General features: G+C 35.9%; 13 protein-coding genes. 8 read left to right on the top strand and 5 right to left on the bottom strand.

Annotation, left to right across the window (positions count from 1 at the left end; all coding sequences use genetic code 11):
- The first annotated feature begins 369 nt into the window (after positions 1-369).
- Positions 370-4,272 carry a phosphoribosylformylglycinamidine synthase gene (gene purL, locus J3U63_RS12435; RefSeq protein ID WP_267371701.1) on the top strand — a complete coding sequence of 1,301 codons (3,903 nt, stop codon included), beginning with the start codon at positions 370-372 and terminating at the stop codon, positions 4,270-4,272.
- 49 nt (positions 4,273-4,321) lie between these two features.
- Here purL and J3U63_RS12440 read toward each other — a convergent pair whose 3' ends face one another.
- Positions 4,322-5,407: a 3-deoxy-7-phosphoheptulonate synthase gene (locus J3U63_RS12440; protein WP_267333853.1), complete on the bottom strand. Its 1,086-nt coding sequence runs from the start codon at positions 5,405-5,407 to the stop codon at positions 4,322-4,324.
- Positions 5,408-5,725: 318 nt separating this feature from the next.
- On the opposite strand from J3U63_RS12440, the gene J3U63_RS12445 reads away from it, so the two are divergent.
- Positions 5,726-6,646: an FAD:protein FMN transferase gene (locus J3U63_RS12445; RefSeq protein WP_267333852.1), complete on the top strand. Its 921-nt coding sequence runs from the start codon at positions 5,726-5,728 to the stop codon at positions 6,644-6,646.
- 51 nt (positions 6,647-6,697) lie between these two features.
- Here J3U63_RS12445 and J3U63_RS12450 read toward each other — a convergent pair whose 3' ends face one another.
- Positions 6,698-7,624: a LysR family transcriptional regulator gene (locus J3U63_RS12450; RefSeq protein ID WP_267333851.1), complete on the bottom strand. Its 927-nt coding sequence runs from the start codon at positions 7,622-7,624 to the stop codon at positions 6,698-6,700.
- 242 nt (positions 7,625-7,866) lie between these two features.
- On the opposite strand from J3U63_RS12450, the gene J3U63_RS12455 reads away from it, so the two are divergent.
- The 3 genes from J3U63_RS12455 to J3U63_RS12465 are packed head-to-tail and all read left to right on the top strand — an operon-like array spanning position 7,867 to position 12,156.
- Positions 7,867-8,493 (top strand): NADPH-dependent FMN reductase, encoded by a 627-nt coding sequence (locus J3U63_RS12455; protein ID WP_065798237.1) that lies wholly within the window; start codon positions 7,867-7,869, stop codon positions 8,491-8,493.
- Complete coding sequence (locus J3U63_RS12460) at positions 8,490-10,946, top strand: flavocytochrome c (protein WP_267333850.1); 2,457 nt, start codon at positions 8,490-8,492, stop codon at positions 10,944-10,946. The genes J3U63_RS12455 and J3U63_RS12460 overlap by 4 nt, the downstream gene beginning before the upstream one ends.
- Complete coding sequence (locus tag J3U63_RS12465) at positions 10,930-12,156, top strand: OFA family MFS transporter (protein WP_267333849.1); 1,227 nt, start codon at positions 10,930-10,932, stop codon at positions 12,154-12,156. The genes J3U63_RS12460 and J3U63_RS12465 overlap by 17 nt, the downstream gene beginning before the upstream one ends.
- Before the next feature lie 96 nt (positions 12,157-12,252).
- Here the strand turns inward: J3U63_RS12465 and aroB are convergent, their stop codons facing one another.
- Positions 12,253-13,332 carry a 3-dehydroquinate synthase gene (gene aroB, locus J3U63_RS12470; RefSeq protein ID WP_267371703.1) on the bottom strand — a complete coding sequence of 360 codons (1,080 nt, stop codon included), beginning with the start codon at positions 13,330-13,332 and terminating at the stop codon, positions 12,253-12,255.
- Between the two features lie 120 nt (positions 13,333-13,452).
- Between aroB and J3U63_RS12475 the strand changes: the two genes are divergently transcribed.
- Positions 13,453-15,081, top strand: coding sequence for an NAD+ synthase (locus J3U63_RS12475; RefSeq protein WP_267349148.1), 1,629 nt, complete (start codon positions 13,453-13,455; stop codon positions 15,079-15,081).
- A gap of 2 nt (positions 15,082-15,083) precedes the next feature.
- Positions 15,084-15,422 (top strand): nitrogen regulatory protein P-II, encoded by a 339-nt coding sequence (gene glnB, locus J3U63_RS12480; RefSeq protein WP_025314493.1) that lies wholly within the window; start codon positions 15,084-15,086, stop codon positions 15,420-15,422.
- Between the two features lie 6 nt (positions 15,423-15,428).
- On the opposite strand, the gene J3U63_RS12485 is transcribed toward glnB, so the two are convergent.
- Complete coding sequence (locus J3U63_RS12485; RefSeq protein ID WP_267333845.1) at positions 15,429-16,052, bottom strand: hypothetical protein; 624 nt, start codon at positions 16,050-16,052, stop codon at positions 15,429-15,431.
- A gap of 340 nt (positions 16,053-16,392) precedes the next feature.
- Between J3U63_RS12485 and J3U63_RS12490 the strand changes: the two genes are divergently transcribed.
- Positions 16,393-17,007, top strand: coding sequence for a TfoX/Sxy family protein (locus J3U63_RS12490; protein WP_267344888.1), 615 nt, complete (start codon positions 16,393-16,395; stop codon positions 17,005-17,007).
- Between the two features lie 103 nt (positions 17,008-17,110).
- Here J3U63_RS12490 and rhlB read toward each other — a convergent pair whose 3' ends face one another.
- Entirely contained in the window at positions 17,111-18,340 is a 1,230-nt protein-coding gene (rhlB, locus tag J3U63_RS12495) for an ATP-dependent RNA helicase RhlB (RefSeq protein WP_267333843.1), read from the bottom strand.
- Positions 18,341-18,467: the final 127 nt, after the last annotated feature.

An 18,467-nucleotide genomic window follows, 5' to 3' on the forward strand; every position in this document is an offset into this window, starting at 1 on the left:
TATGGCTAACATCTGATAACATGTTGTTAATGCCAGCTTTTTCACCTAATGTGCTAATTAGGTTGCTGAGCGCCTTAGGCATAGTAGTATCCTTTTATTTCAAGTTAATCAACGTACTAACGTTTTATAAATTATTGGTTGTAGTTTTTTTCATCAAGAGCATAACAGATATTGCCATTTAGTGAAATTGTTTTTAGTTTGAAATAGTTGAATAATTGCATTTTATTTCGTGTTTTTTATGATGAAAGGCTAGTTGGTTTTACCAACAAAAAAAAATTTTATACACTATTTAAGATAGCCACTTGGGTTACTTTCTTTTATAATATTGCTCTATTTTTACTTATTTTTGGCTTAAAAAGAGTAACTTACATGAAAATCTTAGCTGGTTGTTCTGCTCTATCTGCATTTCGTATTAGTAAAATCTTATCAACTTGCCGTGAAACATCGATTCCTGTTATTAACTTAGAAGCGCAATACATTCACTTTATTGACTTGTTTGGTGATTTAACAGCGGATCAACAATCTACGCTCGAAAGTTTGTTGCAATATGGTTCTAAAAATGCCCAAATCGATATTCAAAATAAAGACAGTAAATTACTCTTTTTAGTTACACCTCGAGCCGGTACGATTTCGCCATGGTCATCAAAAGCAACTGATATTGCACATAATTGTGGTCTATCGCACATTCATCGCATTGAGCGAGGTATTGCCTATTATGTGCAAGTGAGTTCGGCGTTAACCGACATCCAAAAAAATGAGTTTGCAGCATTAATACATGATCGGATGATGGAATCGGTATTAACGAGTTTTGATCAAGCTGATCAACTATTTAAAATTGAACAACCCGCACCAGTTGTTACCATTGATTTGTTAGGGCAGGGGCGACAAGCTTTAGAGCAAGCCAATCTTAAATTGGGTTTAGCATTAGCATCGGATGAAATTGAATATTTAATCGAAAATTTTAAAAAGTTAAATCGTAATCCGACCGATATTGAACTTTATATGTTTGCACAAGCGAATTCTGAACATTGTCGACATAAAATTTTTAATGCTGATTGGGTTATAGATGGCAAAAAGCAGCCTAAATCGCTATTTAAAATGATCAAAAATACGTTTGAAAGCACACCAGATTATGTCTCCTCGGCTTATAAAGATAATGCAGCGGTGATGGATGGCTCTATGGTTGGACGTTTTTTTGCTGATAACGAAAATAAAACCTATAGCTATTCTCAAGAATATGCAGATATTTTGATGAAAGTTGAAACGCATAATCACCCAACAGCAATATCACCTTGGCCTGGAGCGGCAACCGGTAGTGGCGGTGAAATTCGAGATGAGGGTGCGACAGGGCGCGGCGCCAAACCAAAAGCAGGATTAGTTGGTTTTTCAGTATCAAATTTACGTATACCAGATTTTGTTCAACCTTGGGAATATGATTTTGGTAAGCCTGATCGTATCGTGAGTGCGCTTGATATTATGATTGACGGACCTTTAGGTGGGGCTGCTTTTAATAACGAATTTGGTCGTCCTGCTTTATTGGGCTATTTTCGTACTTATGAAGAAAAGGTAAATAGTTACAATGGTGAAGAGGTTAGAGGTTACCATAAACCCATTATGCTTGCGGGTGGAATAGGGAATATTCGTCGTGATCATATTCAAAAAGGTGAATTTCCGGTAGGTTCTAAATTGATTGTTTTAGGTGGACCTGCTATGAATATCGGATTAGGTGGCGGAGCCGCATCTTCAATGACATCCGGTCAATCTGATGCTGATCTGGATTTTGCTTCAGTACAACGTGATAACCCTGAAATGGAGCGTCGTTGTCAGGAAGTGATAGATCGCTGTTGGCAATTAGGCGATGACAACCCTATTTTATTTATTCATGATGTTGGGGCGGGTGGGTTATCTAATGCCATGCCGGAGCTTGTTAATGATGGTGGTTGTGGTGGTCAATTTGAATTGAGAAATATCTTAAACGATGAGCCTGGCATGTCACCGTTAGAAATTTGGTGTAATGAATCACAAGAACGTTATGTGCTAGCTATTCGCCCCGAAAGTTTGATGCTTTTTGATAAATTGTGTCAGCGAGAACGCGCACCTTATGCTGTAATTGGTAGTGCAACGTTAAATAAAGCGTTGGTTTTGCATGATAATCACTTTAACAATAATCCTATTGATCTACCTTTAGATGTTCTTTTAGGTAAAACACCGAAAATGTTACGCGATGTAAAAACCTATCAAGCTCATGGTGATAATTTTTCAACCTCTGACATTAATTTATATGATGCGGTAAAACGTGTGTTACATTTACCAACAGTTGCTGAAAAAACATTTTTAATTACTATTGGTGATCGAACTGTCACGGGTATGGTGGCACGTGATCAGATGGTCGGTCCATGGCAAGTACCGGTGGCTGATTGTGCTGTTACCACAGCGAGTTTAGATAGTTATTATGGTGAAGCAATGTCAATTGGTGAACGTGCGCCAGTTGCATTACTCAACTTTGCCGCTTCAGCAAGGTTAGCTGTTGGTGAAGCGATTACCAATATTGCAGCAACGAATATTGGTGATATTAAACGAATTAAACTTTCGGCTAACTGGATGGCCGCTGCCGGTCACCCAGGCGAAGATGCCGGACTTTATCAAGCAGTGAAAGCTATTGGTGAAGAGTTATGCCCGGCTTTGGGACTTGCTATTCCTGTTGGAAAAGATTCCATGTCAATGAAAACCACTTGGCAGCAAGATGGTGAACAAAGATCGGTAACTTCGCCGTTATCATTGGTGATTTCGGCCTTTGCTCGGGTTGAAGATGTTCGCAAAACTGTTACACCTCAACTTTGTGTAGATCAAGATAATACATTATTATTTATCGATTTATCAAAAGGACATCAGGCTCTTGGTGCGACAGCCCTTGCCCAAGTCTATCGCCATTTAGGTCAAAAAACGGCAGATGTTCATGATGCTAAAGCGTTGGCTGGTTTTTATCAAGCTATGCAAATGCTAGTAAATCAAAATTTATTGCTTGCCTATCATGATCGTTCAGATGGTGGCTTAGTGGTTACCTTAGCTGAGATGGCTTTTGCTGGACATTGTGGCATAGATGTTGATATTTCGATGCTAGGTCATGATGTGATTGCCGCGCTGTTTAATGAGGAATTAGGTGCTGTTATTCAAATTGCAAATAGTCACTTAGATCAGGTAATGGCGTGCTTTAAGCAGTTTAATTTATCTCACTGCGTGCAAGTGCTTGGTAGTGCTAAAGTTGGGCAGCAGTTTATTATTCGAAATCAATCAGCAGTTGTTTTTAGTGAGTCACGTTTAACGTTAAGAACATGGTGGGCAGAAACCACTTGGCAGATGCAACGCTTACGTGATAATCCGCTATGTGCCGATCAAGAACATCAGGCAAAACAAAATGAAAACGATCCGGGTCTAAATGTGTTATTAACATTCGATCCACAGCAAGATATAGCAGCCCCATTTATAGCCAAAGGTATAAAACCTAAAGTCGCTATTTTACGTGAACAAGGTGTAAATTCACATGTCGAGATGGCTGCCGCCTTTGATCGGGCTGGTTTTGCTGCAATCGATGTGCATATGACCGATTTACTTGCTGGTGACACCAGTTTAGATCAATTTAAAGCCGTTGTTGCTTGTGGTGGCTTCTCATATGGTGATGTGTTAGGGGCCGGTGAAGGCTGGGCTAAATCAGTGCTTTTTAATGAACGTGTTCGTCATGAGTTTGAACAGTTTTTTAATCGTAACGATACGCTATCTCTTGGTGTCTGTAATGGTTGTCAAATGATGTCTAATTTGAAAGATCTGATTCCAGGTGCTGAATTATGGCCACGTTTTGTGCGTAATTTATCAGAACGCTTTGAAGCGCGCTTTAGTTTAGTGCAGATTCAGCAAAGCCCTTCTTTATTCTTTACTGATATGGCGGGTTGTCATATGCCAATTGCAGTTTCACATGGGGAAGGACAGGTTGAAGTTAATGACGAAAATCATCTAACTCATTTAGAGGCAGCCAAACTTGTTGCTGTGCGTTATATTGACCACTTTGGTCAAGTTACCCAGCAATATCCGGCTAATCCAAATGGTTCACCTAATGGTATTACTGCTGTGACATCTAAAGATGGACGCGCAACAATTATGATGCCGCATCCAGAGCGGGTATTTAGAACGGTAAGTAATTCATGGCACCCTAATAATTGGGGGGAAGATAGCCCATGGATGCGGATATTCCGTAACGCTCGTCGGCAATTAGGTTAACATAAAAATTATCGCCGATAAAAGTCGGCGATAATGTGTTTTCAACCAATTAAGCGGTTATTGGTTGTTGTTGTCTTTTTAATAAAGGCTCAGCTAACAAGCTATTCATTTTTCGTAATAACTCATCAGTGCTGTCCCAGTTAATACAAGCATCAGTAACCGATACACCATATTTAAAGTTTTCTTTTGGTTGTTCTGACGATTGATTACCTTCAAATAAGTTACTTTCAATCATAACCCCAATAATTGAATTATTACCGTTCTCAATTTGCTCAATAATTGAATTAGCTACAATTGGTTGATTACGATAATCTTTATTGGAATTAGCGTGGCTACAATCAATCATTAAATTTGGTACTAAACCGGCTTTTTTCATTTGAATTTCACATAATGATACGTTTTGAGCATCATAGTTTGGCGTTTTTCCACCACGTAAAATAACATGCCCGTGTGGATTACCCATTGTCTGTAGGACAGTAACTTGCCCTTGTTGATTGATACCAACAAAACGATGTGCCATAGACGCTGATTTCATCGCATTGATTGCAACATCTAAACTGCCATCTGTTCCATTTTTAAAACCAACTGGCATCGATAATCCAGAAGCCATTTCTCGATGTGTTTGTGATTCAGTGGTTCTTGCACCGATAGCAGACCAACTAATTAAGTCACCGATATACTGTGGAGTGTTAGGATCTAAAGCTTCTGTTGCCATTGGCAAGCCAATTTGCGCGATATCCAGTAATAATTTTCGTGCTTTTTTTAGACCATATTCAATATCAAATGAACTATCCATATGTGGATCGTTGATCATGCCTTTCCAACCAACGGTGGTTCTTGGTTTTTCAAAATAAACACGCATCACAATAAATAGATTATCTTTTACTTCATCTGAAAGTTTTTTTAATCGATGCGCATACTCAATTGCAGCATCGGTATCATGAATTGAGCAAGGGCCACAAACAACAAGTAGCCGGTGATCGCGGCGTTCTAAAATATCAACGACTGTTTGTCTAGATAAACTAATTTGTTTTTCTAACTCACTTGATAATGGATAAAGTTTTTTTATTTCATCAGGTGTAATGAGCATGTGTTCATCTCGAATTCGAACATTATTCAGTGTGTCTTTTAACATTGTATTTTCCTAGTTAAAATCATTTAAACTTTTTTGTAAAAAAAATATTACAATTAACGGTTAATATGTAAACACAAAATTACATTATAGTAAATGATATTTTGTGAATTTTACAAAGATAATAATTTAATGTTGGTATAATCGATATTTTTTTGATTTTTTCTATACCAGAAAAGCTATTTTACACTTTATTGTAATGAAATATTTACACTTTATATGTTTGAAATGATTTATTATTAACAAGTCTTTGGTGATGGCTAGATTTTCCTATTTTATCATTGTAAGGTATTAAGATATTAATTTTAGGAACAAAGCAAAATGAACCAAGGTAAGCGCTTGCTTAATTTGATGGGCACGAAGATTCAAATATGGCTAGAACATGATGAGGTTGAACACTTATTGAATCAAGCTCAAAAAATGTTAATCGACTACGAACAGCGCTTTAGTGCTAATCGCTTAGATTCTCAATTAATGCAGGTTAATCTTAATGCGGGTATTAAACCCGTAAAACTGCAATCTGATCTTTTTAGATTAATAAAAATAGGCAAAACTCAGAGTTTAGCAAAAAATAGTTTTTTAAATATTGCAATAGGACCACTTATTCAAGCGTGGCGGGTTGGCTTTAGTGATGCTAGATATCCTTCTGTTTCAGAAATCAATCAACTTTTAACACTCATTAACCCTAATGATATTCTTTTAGATGAAGATAATTCATCTGTGTTGTTAAAGCATTCTGGAATGGCAATCGATTTAGGTGCGTTAGCCAAAGGTTATTTTGCTGATAAAGTTATTGAATTTTTTAAACAACAAAATGCTCACGCAGCGTATATTGATTTAGGTGGAAATGTATTAACATTTGGGGCGTGTCCTTTTCATGATGATGGATATTGGCGAGTAGGCATTCAAAATCCCTTCTTAACCAGAGGCAATGTGATTACTGTTTTGAAGATTCAAAATCAATCAGTGGTGACTTCTGGTATCTATGAAAGAACATTTAACTATAATGGTAAAACCTATCATCATATTTTTGATAGTCAAACAGGTTATCCAGTTGAAACCGATATTGAAAGTATTACTATTGTGACTGAGCATGCTATAGATGGCGAAATATGGACTACACAATTATATGGTTATTCTGCTCAACAGGTAATTAAGCAAATAAATAAAATTGACCATATCGAAGGGATAGTTATCACCAAAAATCATGAATATGCTAGTTCTAATGGTCTATTGATCTAGGTATTTATATGATGTTACCGCGTTAACACTCGTTTGGTTTTCATCTTTGTATTATTGATTAAAGGAAGAGACGAAAAGGTTGACGAATTCTTTTTCAGCTACGCTAAGCATTTTATTTGCTGAATATGCAATGAAATAACTTAACGAGATGAATTCTAATGGTAGGGGGATCAAATTATATGCTAAATCGCCAGTTTTTCCGCAGATATTGACACTTTCCGGAATAAACGTCACCCCCATTCCTTTTTTTGCTAATTCGACAAGAGTAAAAATGTTACTGCTTTCAAGTACGATATCGGGTTTAATCTTATATTTTGCAATGAGGTATTCAATTTGTTGTCGTATACCTGAACCGTGAGACGTTAGAATAAGTTTTTCTTGCAATAATTTTTTTATAAAAGAATGATTACATTCAATATTACTTGTTTTTTTTCGATAAAGTTTAGAACTTTCTGGTATAAGTGCATAATAATGATGTTTACCACATTTATGACTAATTAAATTTGGGGATATTGTTTCAGGATTTTGCCCAATAAAAAAATCGAGAGTTTGGTTAATGGTTTTTTCTTCACTGTTTTTGGGCATATATTCATGTAATTCGATTTTAATATTGGGATATTTTTGCATAAAAGCAGGTAGAACTAGAGGTAATAAGTAGGTTCCTAAGCTTGGCAATACACCGATTTGAATTGCTGTGTAGTTAGTATCAGTATATTTTTGGATTTTTTTTCTAAACTGTTCCTGTTTGTTGACTAACGACGTGAGATATTCATAATAAATTTTTCCCGCTTCGGTTAACTGTAATGGGACGGTTTGTCGATTGATGATTTCAATACCTAGTTCATTTTCAATTTTTTTTATGGTTTGTGTTAGGTAAGATTGCGAGATATAAAGGTTTTGTGCTGCTTTGGTATAATTACCATGCTTAACTAAAACATCAATATATTGCAGCATTATTAGTGAATTAATTTTAGCCATTCCGCTTGTTTTCATCCTTTTTAAGATTATAACAAATTAGTTATAACCCCATAATTAATCAGCTATTTCACAAATATTTTTTTCTATTTTACACTAGATAACAAATCATATTGCACAATAATTAACATAATTAATAGAACAAGAATTTATTTTACCATTTTGTGTGATTAGCTAAAGAATTTGTATTACGAAAATTAAATATTAACAAAATTGTGCCGCAAGGTACTAAGTGAGGTTTTAAAGTGAAATTTGTTGCTATAGTCGGAACGAATTCTGATCGTTCTACTAATAGAAAATTACTGCATTTTATGCGAACGCATTTTGCCGAAAAAGCAGAAATTGAGGTCTGTGAAATTAAATCATTACCAGCATTTAATGAACCTAAGGATAAAACTCCGCCAGCAGCAGTAAAAGAGCTATCGGATAAAATACTAGCCGCAGATGGTGTGATTATTGCTACTCCCGAATATGATCATTCCATTACCGCTGCGTTGAAAAGTGTTATTGAGTGGTTGTCTTATACTACCCGCCCACTGATTAATAAATGTGTAATGATTGTCGGTGCTTCACATGGTATGTTGGGGTCATCAAGGGCTCAGGCTCATTTACGCCAAATTTTGGATGCACCAGAATTAAAAGCACGAATTATGCCAAGCTCGGAGTTTTTATTAGGGCAGTCGTTACAGGCTTTTGATGATCAAGGTAATCTTGTTTATGCTGATAAAGTCAAAGAGTTAGATGAATGCTTTGATGAATTTTTATTATTTGTGTCCATTACTAATCAATTACTCAAAACAGCAAAAATTAATACAGATCAAAATAAAAAATTTAGTTGGAAACAGGCCGCAGAAGAAGGAGCATCGTTATGAAATTTATTGGTATAGTAGGAACAAATGCTCAAGAATCTTATAACCGCATGTTATTGCAATTTATGCAAAAACATTTTAGTCATAAAGCCGAAATTGAAATATTAGAGTTGACCGATGTTCCAATGTTTAATGAGTCAGATGACCAATCTAATAGTCCTATCATTCAGAATTTTAATAATAAAATTATTCAAGCAGATGGTGTTATTCTTGCCACGCCAGAGCATAATCACTCAATTCCATCGGCCTTAAAAAGTATCATTGAATGGTTGTCATTTAATTTGCATCCGTTTGATGGTAAACCGGTTATGATTGTTGGTGCATCTTATGATGTACAAGGCTCTTCTCGAGCACAATTACATTTACGTCAAATCCTTGATGCGCCAGGGGTTAATGCAACAGTTATGCCGGGCTCTGAATTTTTACTGGGTCGAGCCCATCAAGCTTTTGATGAGCAAGGTAATCTTAAATCAGAACGAACAGTCGATTTTTTAGAAAGCTGTTTTTTACGTTTTTTGCGATTTACTCAAGTTGTCAATTTACTTAATGTGCCGGAAGAAATCTCGTATGAACCAGGTAAATATTGTGTAACAGCACCGGGTCATAATGGCGATTTACCTATGGTTGTTACTTTATCAACTGACCGCATTGAATCGATTGATATTGATACCGAAGGCGAGTCAGAAGGTATTGCTGACGTTGTGTTTAAACGTATTCCATCTCAAATCCTTGAAGGTCAGACACTGAATGTCGATTTGATTTCTGGTGCATCGGTTACAAGTAATGGTGTTATTGATGGTGTGGCAAAAGCCATTAAAATGGCAGGTGCTAATCCTGATGTATTAAGGAAAAGACCAAAAGCACCAAGCGCGCTTGATAATAGTGATGCGCAATATGTAACAGATGTCGTTGTGGTTGGTGCTGGTGGTGCAGGATTATCAGCCGCGGCAAGTATTTTACAAGAAGGCAAGCGCGTTGTCGTTGTTGAAAAATTTCCAGCCGTTGGTGGGAATACTGTCCGTACTGGTGGTCCAATGAATGCCGCCAATCCTAAATGGCAAAATACTTTCGATGCTATCGCGGGCGAAAGCCATACTTTATCTGAAATAGTAGCAATTGATGAGTCCGTGATTGATCCTGAATATTTGCAAGATTTTAGAAGCTTAAAACAGCAAATTAATGATTATTTATCAGAAAATAAAGGCAAAACCGGTTACCTATTTGATTCGGCACTACTTCATCGTATTCAAACCTATCTTGGCGGTAAGCGTACCGACCAATTAGGAAATGTAATTTATGGACAATATGATCTGGTTAAAATCTTGACTGATGAGGCGCTAGAATCGGTTAAATGGCTTGAAAATATTGGTGTTGAATTTGATAAACATGATGTCACTATGCCAGTAGGAGCTTTATGGCGTCGAGGTCATAAACCGTTAAAAAGTGAAGGTTATGCTTATGTTTCTGCATTGCAAAAATATGTAGAAGATAAGGGAGGAATTATCATAACCGATACGGCTGTTAAATCGTTAATTGTTGAAGATGGGCATGTGTCTGGGGTAATTGGACAAGGTTTAAATGGTAAAAAAGTTACCGTTAAAGCCGATGCTGTCATTTTGGCATCGGGTGGTTTTGGTGCTAATACCAAAATGCTCAAAGAGTATAACACTTATTGGACTGAAATTGATGACAATATTAAAACCTCTAATTCTCCGGCAATCACTGGTGATGGTATTTTGTTAGGACAAAGTGTTGGTGCGGATCTGGTTGGTATGGGCTTTTCACAAATGATGCCTGTTTCTGACCCAGAGACTGGGGCATTATTTAGTGGGTTACAAGTTCCACCACAAAATTTCATTATGGTTAACAAGCAAGGAAAACGTTTTGTTAATGAATATGGCAGCCGAGACAAACTTACACAAGCCGCTATTGATAATGGTGGATTATTTTATTTAATAGCTGATGAAGAAATCAAAAAGACGGCTTACAACACATCACAAGAAAAAATTGATAAGCAAATTGCGGCTGGTACGCTATTTTGTGCAGACACTTTAGAAGAATTGGCCGAAAAATTGGGAATGGATGCTGATATTTTTAAACAAACGATTGCCAACTATAATGCGTATGCTGATGCTGGGTATGATCCTGAATTTGGTAAAGATGTATTTGATTTGAAAGTAGAAGTCGCTCCATTTTATGCAACACCAAGAAAACCAGCGGTGCATCATACAATGGGTGGACTAAAAATCGATACACAAACCCATGTTTTGGATAAATCAGGACAAAAAATTTCTGGCTTATATGCGGCAGGAGAAGTAGCTGGGGGTATCCATGCGGGTAATAGATTGGGTGGTAATTCACTAACCGATATTTTTACCTTTGGACGAATTGCGGGAAAAACTGCTTTGAAAGATATCAAGTCAAGAATGGAGTCTGGACATGGAACAACAAACTAGAAATCTCAATCGATGGCTTGTACTGATAGCATCAACATCAATCTTGCTTTGTACTGGTGCGATTTATGCTTTTAGTGTTTTTGCCGGTCCTTTAAGTGCCGCTAAAAATTGGAGTATGTCAGAGGTGATGACAGCGTTTGCTATCAATTCAGCTGTTGGCCCAATTCCTATGATTTTAGGTGGCTTTTTAACGGATAGAGGATTAGCTAAATGGTCTAGTGTTTTAGGTGGTTTGCTATTTGGACTAGGCTTTTTTCTGACGGGTTATGTGACCAGTCCACTAATGCTTTATGTGACTTATGGCTTATTAAGTGGCTTTGGTCAAGGGCTTGCTTATTCGGGCTGTTTAAGTAATACCATTAAATTATTTCCTGATAAAAAAGGTCTTGCTTCAGGTATCATTACAGCAGGTATGGGGGGCGCTGCAATTATATCAGCACCAATCGGTAACCATTTGATTGAGCGTTTTGATGTGCTATATGCTTTCCAAATTCTAGGTTGTACCTATATAGCTGTGGTTATTGTTGCCAGTTTCTTTATAAAGGTAGCACCCGCTAATTATCAACCGCAAGGTTGGACTCAAGCACACAGCCAACAAAATGCGCCTATTGTTAACAAAAATTGGCAACAAATGCTACAAACGCCATATTTTTACCTCATATTTTTTATGTTAGGTACTGGTGCATTTTCTGGGTTGATGATAGCTTCGAATGCATCGAGTATTGGGCAAAACATGTTTGGGCTATCTTCTGTGGCAGCAGCATTTTATGTCAGTTTATATTCATTAAGTAATTGTGCTGGGCGAGTTGTTTGGGGAACGGTATCGGATAAACTTGGTCGTAATCGAACATTAGATATTATCTTTTCGGTAATTATTTTGGCTTTTATGGCATTTTTATTTATTCCAACACAAGCCGGATTTGCAATAGGAATTATCGCGCTTGGTTTATGCTTTGGTGGTGTGATGGGCGTGTTCCCACCAATGGTTATGGAAAATTATGGACCGATTCACCAAGGTGTTAACTACGGTATTATTTTTGTGGGTTATTCTTCAGCGGCATTTTTTGCACCAAAATTAACGGCGGATATCCTTATCAATAATAATGGCAGTTATACTTACGCATTTTATATTGCGATCGCTGTAGCCTTTGTTGGCTTAGTGTTAAACATGATTTATAAATTTACTAAACAAAGACAATCGAACAATTAATAATAAGTTCGCATTTAAGCTAAAGGAGCCAGATTTCTGTGCTCCTTATTTTGTATACTTAACTACCAATCTAATAATTCACTATTATATACATTATTATGTTCGTTCTATCGACTCAAGGACGATGTTTTTATCAATGCCATCAAGCACTTCAACTTGTCCAATTTGTGTCGGAATAACTAGCCTGAGTTTGCCTGATAAAACTTTTTTATCGCGTAACATGTGAGGAATATAAGCATCACTTGTCATTTGAGATGGCCGAGTAACTGGAAGTTTTGCTCTAATAAGCAGTGTTTTAATACGATCAATATCAGCGGTTGTAAATTTACCGAACAGTTTAGCTGTTTGAGCAGCCATCAACATACCGACACTGACAGCCTCACCATGTAACCAATTACCATAACCTAATTCTGCTTCGATGGCATGACCATAAGTATGACCCAGATTTAAAATTGCACGCATATCTTGTTCGGTTTCGTCGGCCGCAACTACCTGTGCTTTGAGTTCGCAGCAGCGATAAATGCAATAACTGAGTGCTTCGACATCTAATTTAAGTAACTGGTCAATGTGCAATTCTAACCAATTAAAAAAATCAGCATCCATAATAATGCCATATTTTATGACTTCGGCCAGACCTGCTGATAATTCACGCTGTGGTAACGTTTTTAAACAATTGAGATCGATAACCACTGATTGAGGTTGATAAAATGCGCCAATCATATTTTTACCAAGAGGGTGATTAATGGCGGTTTTACCACCAACAGACGAGTCCACTTGCGAAAGTAAAGTTGTGGGCACTTGTATAAATTTAATTCCTCGTTGATACGCTGATGCCGCAAATCCAGCGACATCACCAACAACGCCACCACCTAATGCAATTAGTCTGGAATTGCGTGTATGATTATTGGCAAGCAAAGCGGTAAGAATTTTATTCCATGTTTCCATGGTTTTATATTGTTCACCATCAGGCAAAATGACAAAATCAGTTTTTATACCGTTGTCTTCAAGCATATCAATTAAAGTTTGTAAATATAGTGGGGCAATGGTGTCATTGGTTGCGATTAATACACGTTGACCTGGCTGGAGTTTGAAATGTTTAAATTGAGTTAAAAGATTTTCGCCGATAGTAATAGGATAACTACGTTTTGCTAGCGCCACATTTAAAATTTTTTGCATAATAATACCCAGACAAGTCAAAGCTAATTTATTGTTGCATGTTAGCGATAAAAAAGTAGCAGTGCAACTTAGAATCATTTAAACTTATCGCCAATTTTGTTTAGTAATATTAAATTTAATATGTCAATATCTCTTGTTTTAGCTCAAAAAAATTGGCGCGTAGGCGATATAGAAGGCAATGCTCAAAAAATTATTGAATTAATCAATAGCCATGTATCTTGTGATCTTATTATCTTTTCAGAATTAGCGTTATGTGGTTATCCACCTGAAGATCTTATCTTTCGTTCAGATTTTAAACAACGTTGCCAAAAAGCATTATCAAATATCCAACAAGCTAGCACAAAATGTGCTGTGATTGTTGGTCATCCAGATTGGCAAGGTGATAAAATTTATAACTCACTTTCGTTTTTTGCCGAAGGAAAATTGTTATCAAGTTATCATAAACAGTTGCTTCCTAATTATGATGTATTTGATGAAAAACGTTACTTTACTGCTGGAACACAAACTTGTGTAGTGCAATTTAAAGGTCAAAAAATAGGCTTATTAATTTGTGAAGATCTTTGGCAAAATCAACCTATTGATGATATCAAACAAGCACAAGCCGATTTTGTCATCACTATCAATGCTTCACCTTATGATTATCAAAAACAAAAACAACGACAAGATTTAATTAAAGCACATGCTACTCGTACTCAATTACCGATTATTTATGTTAATCAAGTAGGGGGGCAAGATGAGCTGATATTTGACGGTGATTCTTTTGTCTGTAATGAGCATGGCGATATCATTTGCCAATTGAAATCCTTTCAAGAGCAAGTTGCCTTTTTTGCGTTTTCTTCTAATTACCCATCTCAACAAGTTGAGATAACAGAACAATCTCAATTAGCATCGGTATATGATGCATTAGTTTTGGCAACCCGTGATTATATTACTAAAAATGGTTTTCAAGGGGCGGTATTGGGACTATCTGGTGGGATCGATTCTGCTTTGACGCTTGCTATTGCCGTTGATGCGCTTGGTAAAGATAAAGTACAAGCCGTCATGATGCCATTTCGATATACGGCCGATATTAGTATTGCTGATGCTAAAGAAGAGGCTGAAATATTAGGTGTTGAATTTGATATTATCTCGATTGAACCCATGTTTGATGCATTTATGTCTTCATTAACTCCCTTATTTGCAGGAACACAAAAAGATACTACCGAAGAAAATCTGCAAGCACGTTGTCGAGGTGTTATTTTAATGGCACTTTCTAACAAACGTCGAAGACTGGTTTTAACTACTGGCAATAAAAGTGAAATGTCGGTTGGTTATGCAACGCTTTATGGTGATATGGCAGGTGGGTTTGACGTACTTAAAGATGTGCCTAAAACGATGGTGTTTGCATTATCTCAATTCCGCAATACACGTTCTTATGTTATTCCTGACAGAGTTATTACTCGTCCACCTTCAGCGGAGCTTGCACCCGATCAGAAAGATGAAGACAGTTTACCGCCATATGAAATTTTGGATGGCATATTAAAAGGTTATGTTGAGCAAGATCTTACCGTTTTACAACTTAAGTCACAAGGGTATGAAGAGCAAACCATAAGACAGGTAATTAAACTGGTTGATATAAATGAATATAAAAGACGTCAAGCAGCTGTCGGTCCTAAAATTACAACGCGCAACTTTGGAAAAGGCAGACGCTATCCAATTACTTCTGCTTTTGGATTTAACAATTGGCCATCGGCAATTAAGGGCAAATAGATATGAAAAAAATAGAAGCTATCATCAAACCATTTAAACTAGATGATATTCGTGAGGCGCTAGCTGATCAAGGTATTACGGGGATGACCGTGACTGAGGTTAAAGGCTTTGGTCGTCAAAAAGGCCATACTGAGCTTTATCGTGGCGCTGAATACATGGTGGACTTTTTACCCAAAGTAAAAATCGAACTGGTTGTATCAGATGATATTTTAGAAATGTGCATTGAAACCATTATGAAAACAGCGCAAACAGGCAAAATTGGTGACGGTAAAATTTTTGTCTATAATGTAGAACAAGTTATCCGTATTCGTACTGGTGAGATGGATGATTCTGCAATTTAATTGAGATTATTTGATATCAGGTCGCTCTTGTTTGAGTAATTCATTAGTCACAATGCCCTGCATAGAACAAATAAGCAGATTCATATTTGTGCCTTTTTCAATTAAGAGTAATTTTTCTGTTGTATCCGGTGCTGGAATTGTTTTTACACCAACTACAGTACCGGTGTTTTCTTTCCATACATGAACATCATCATTAATGTTACGAATCATTGGATTGGCGATGTACAGTAAGTCATCTTCCATATCTTTCCAATTGATAAAATTTAATGTCTCTTTTATTTGATTTATATCGTTATCAATAATAAAACCCCAAAAATAATATTTTCCTATTTTGCCTAAATCCATCGCACTATCATAATAACCTTTAATTGTTAGATTGTTATAGTGGATAGGGGTTTGAAAATAAACATAATTTTTATTAGTGTCACTGCGATTTTCAACGGGAATAAAGGCCTGATTATTATTGATTACATTGACATTTGTTACTTTTAGTAACTCATCTTTATTATCATATATAGCTTTGAAAAAATTGGTATTACAGAGAGATAATGACTCTATTAATGGTAATTTATCGGCTGATGCGACAAAAGAACAAACTATTAGTATTACTGTAATAACGCTTTTGATCATGTTGGTTGGAGTTGACAAAAAATAAAAATTATTAAGTTAAGTTGCCTTGATTGTATAATTTTTAAAGAATAATAACAATGTTAATCCCCCTTTTCTTTTTTAAAGAATTATTAAGATTGGTGAATACTTAACCTTTATTAAAGGTATTGAGTAAATCTAACAATATAATTATATATTTTATCAAGCAATAATCTTATTTATCTTTATTTATGGAAGACTGATCCCAAAATGATGAATTTATTTGAAAAATAGTTTGAGTATTAGAAAAATTACTATAATTTTATTTGAGCAGTAAGTTGTTTATGTTATTCAGTCAATTAATTTTAAATGGAAATAAATTATGAGTTCAACATTTGCAAATAAAATACTAGAAGATTTTTCTTGCTTTGAGGATATTTCAATCAAAACATTTTTTGGTGGATTTAGTATCAATAGCAAAGGAGTCATGTTTGGATGGATTGGTAAAGGTGAGCTATATTTAAGGGGGCATGATCACTATCGTTCAGTTTTTATTGATTTGGATATGCCCACATTAACACTACCAACCGCAATGTCTAGAAAATCACTTGATTATTATAAAGTGAGTGATGAATTGTTAAAACATCCTAATAAGCTTCACGCTATGGTCAAAATGGTCATTGAATATGCTATTTTAGAACATAGTGAGAAAATTCAATTAAAAAATCAGCAAATTAAGACTTTACCTAATATCAACTTATCTTTGGAAAAACTATTATTTAGCGTTGGTATAACCAATATAGAAATATTTAATAAAGTTGGTTATCTGGAGGCTTTTTACCGAATTAAGAGTATAAAATCGACTATTTCGGACAATGTTCTATTTGTTTTATATAGTGCATTAAATTATTGCCATGTAGAAGTATTATCTAAATCGACAAAAACTGATATTGAAGTTGCATATCAAGATTTTTTAGACAATATATCGGATAATTAAGTTGTAAACTTTTATCTATTATTATGATTATCAGTCAACCATGAAAATAACAGTTATCCTGAAATCAATTCATGTTAGGATAACTGTTTTTTTGTAAATATTGTTATGAAGACGTTCTACGACGTGATGTTCGTTTAAATGGCTTTGGTGTAGGTAAATTCGTTAATAGTGCTGTTGGATCGTATTGGCTAACAGGAATAGCATGATCAATCGCTTTTTCGATAGCGGGTAAATTTTGTGAGTAACGTTCACAAGCAAGTGAAATAGAATAACCTTCTGCACCAGCACGACCAGTACGCCCGATTCTATGTCTGTAATCATCACAGTCATCGGGTAAGTCGTAATTAAAAACATGTGTTACATGAGGAATATGTAAACCTCGCGCAGCCACATCTGTTGCCACTAAAATATCTAAATCGCCTTGCGTAAATTGTTCAAGAATCGATAAACGTTTCTTTTGTGCAATATCACCAGTTAATAATCCAACTCGATGGCCATCTGCAACTAAATGGCGCCATATTTTTTCACACGCAACTTTGGTATTGGCAAACACAATACAGCGATCTGGCCACTCTTCTTCTATTAGTGTTTGTAACAGCGCTAATTTATCTTCATTCGATGGGAAAAATAGTTCTTCTTTTATACGATGACCAATTTTTTGTTCTGGTTCCACTTCAACATATTGTGGATTATTCATATGCTCAAATGCTAATTCACGGACATTATGCGTCAGTGTTGCAGAAAATAGCATAGTTAATCGTTTTTGTGGTGGTGTCATGTGTCTAAAAATCCAACGAACATCCCGAATAAATCCTAAGTCAAACATACGGTCAGCTTCATCTAAAACAACAACTTGTATTGACTCAAGATTTATATAATTTTGTTTAGCATAATCGATCAAACGACCTGTCGTTGCGATGAGAATATCGACGCCAGCTGATAACATTTTTAATTGTTTATCATAACCATCACCACCAAATGCTAAACCTAGTTTTAGGCCTGTCTGTTCTGATAATACTTGAGCATCATGATAGATTTGCACAACGAGTTCGCGAGTTGGCGCGATAATGATTGCTCGAGGTTGGTTGGTTTGATGATCAGGTAATGGTTGATGATTCAATAAATAATTAAACGTTGAGGCTAAAAACGCGATGGTTTTTCCTGTCCCTGTTTGTCCCTGCCCAGCAATATCAATTCCTTTTGTGGTTAACGGTAACGTCTTTTCTTGAATTGGCGTACAATAAGTAAAGCCATTTTGATCAAGGGCTTTTAGTACTAATGGATGTAAAGGAAACTGACTAAAAGTCGTTTTGGTGAGATAGGATTGAATCATTATGGTTTCAAAGTTAATTATCAAAGTTTTTTAATTATAACATATTAGTCATACTGACATCACTAATAATTATCTCCTATTATAATAATTACTAGCGCGTGCTTTGAAAATATTTTAACATTTAAAA

Origin of the sequence: Gilliamella sp. B2838, from assembly GCF_026536185.1 — a bacterium.
Lineage (GTDB): Bacteria > Pseudomonadota > Gammaproteobacteria > Enterobacterales > Orbaceae > Gilliamella.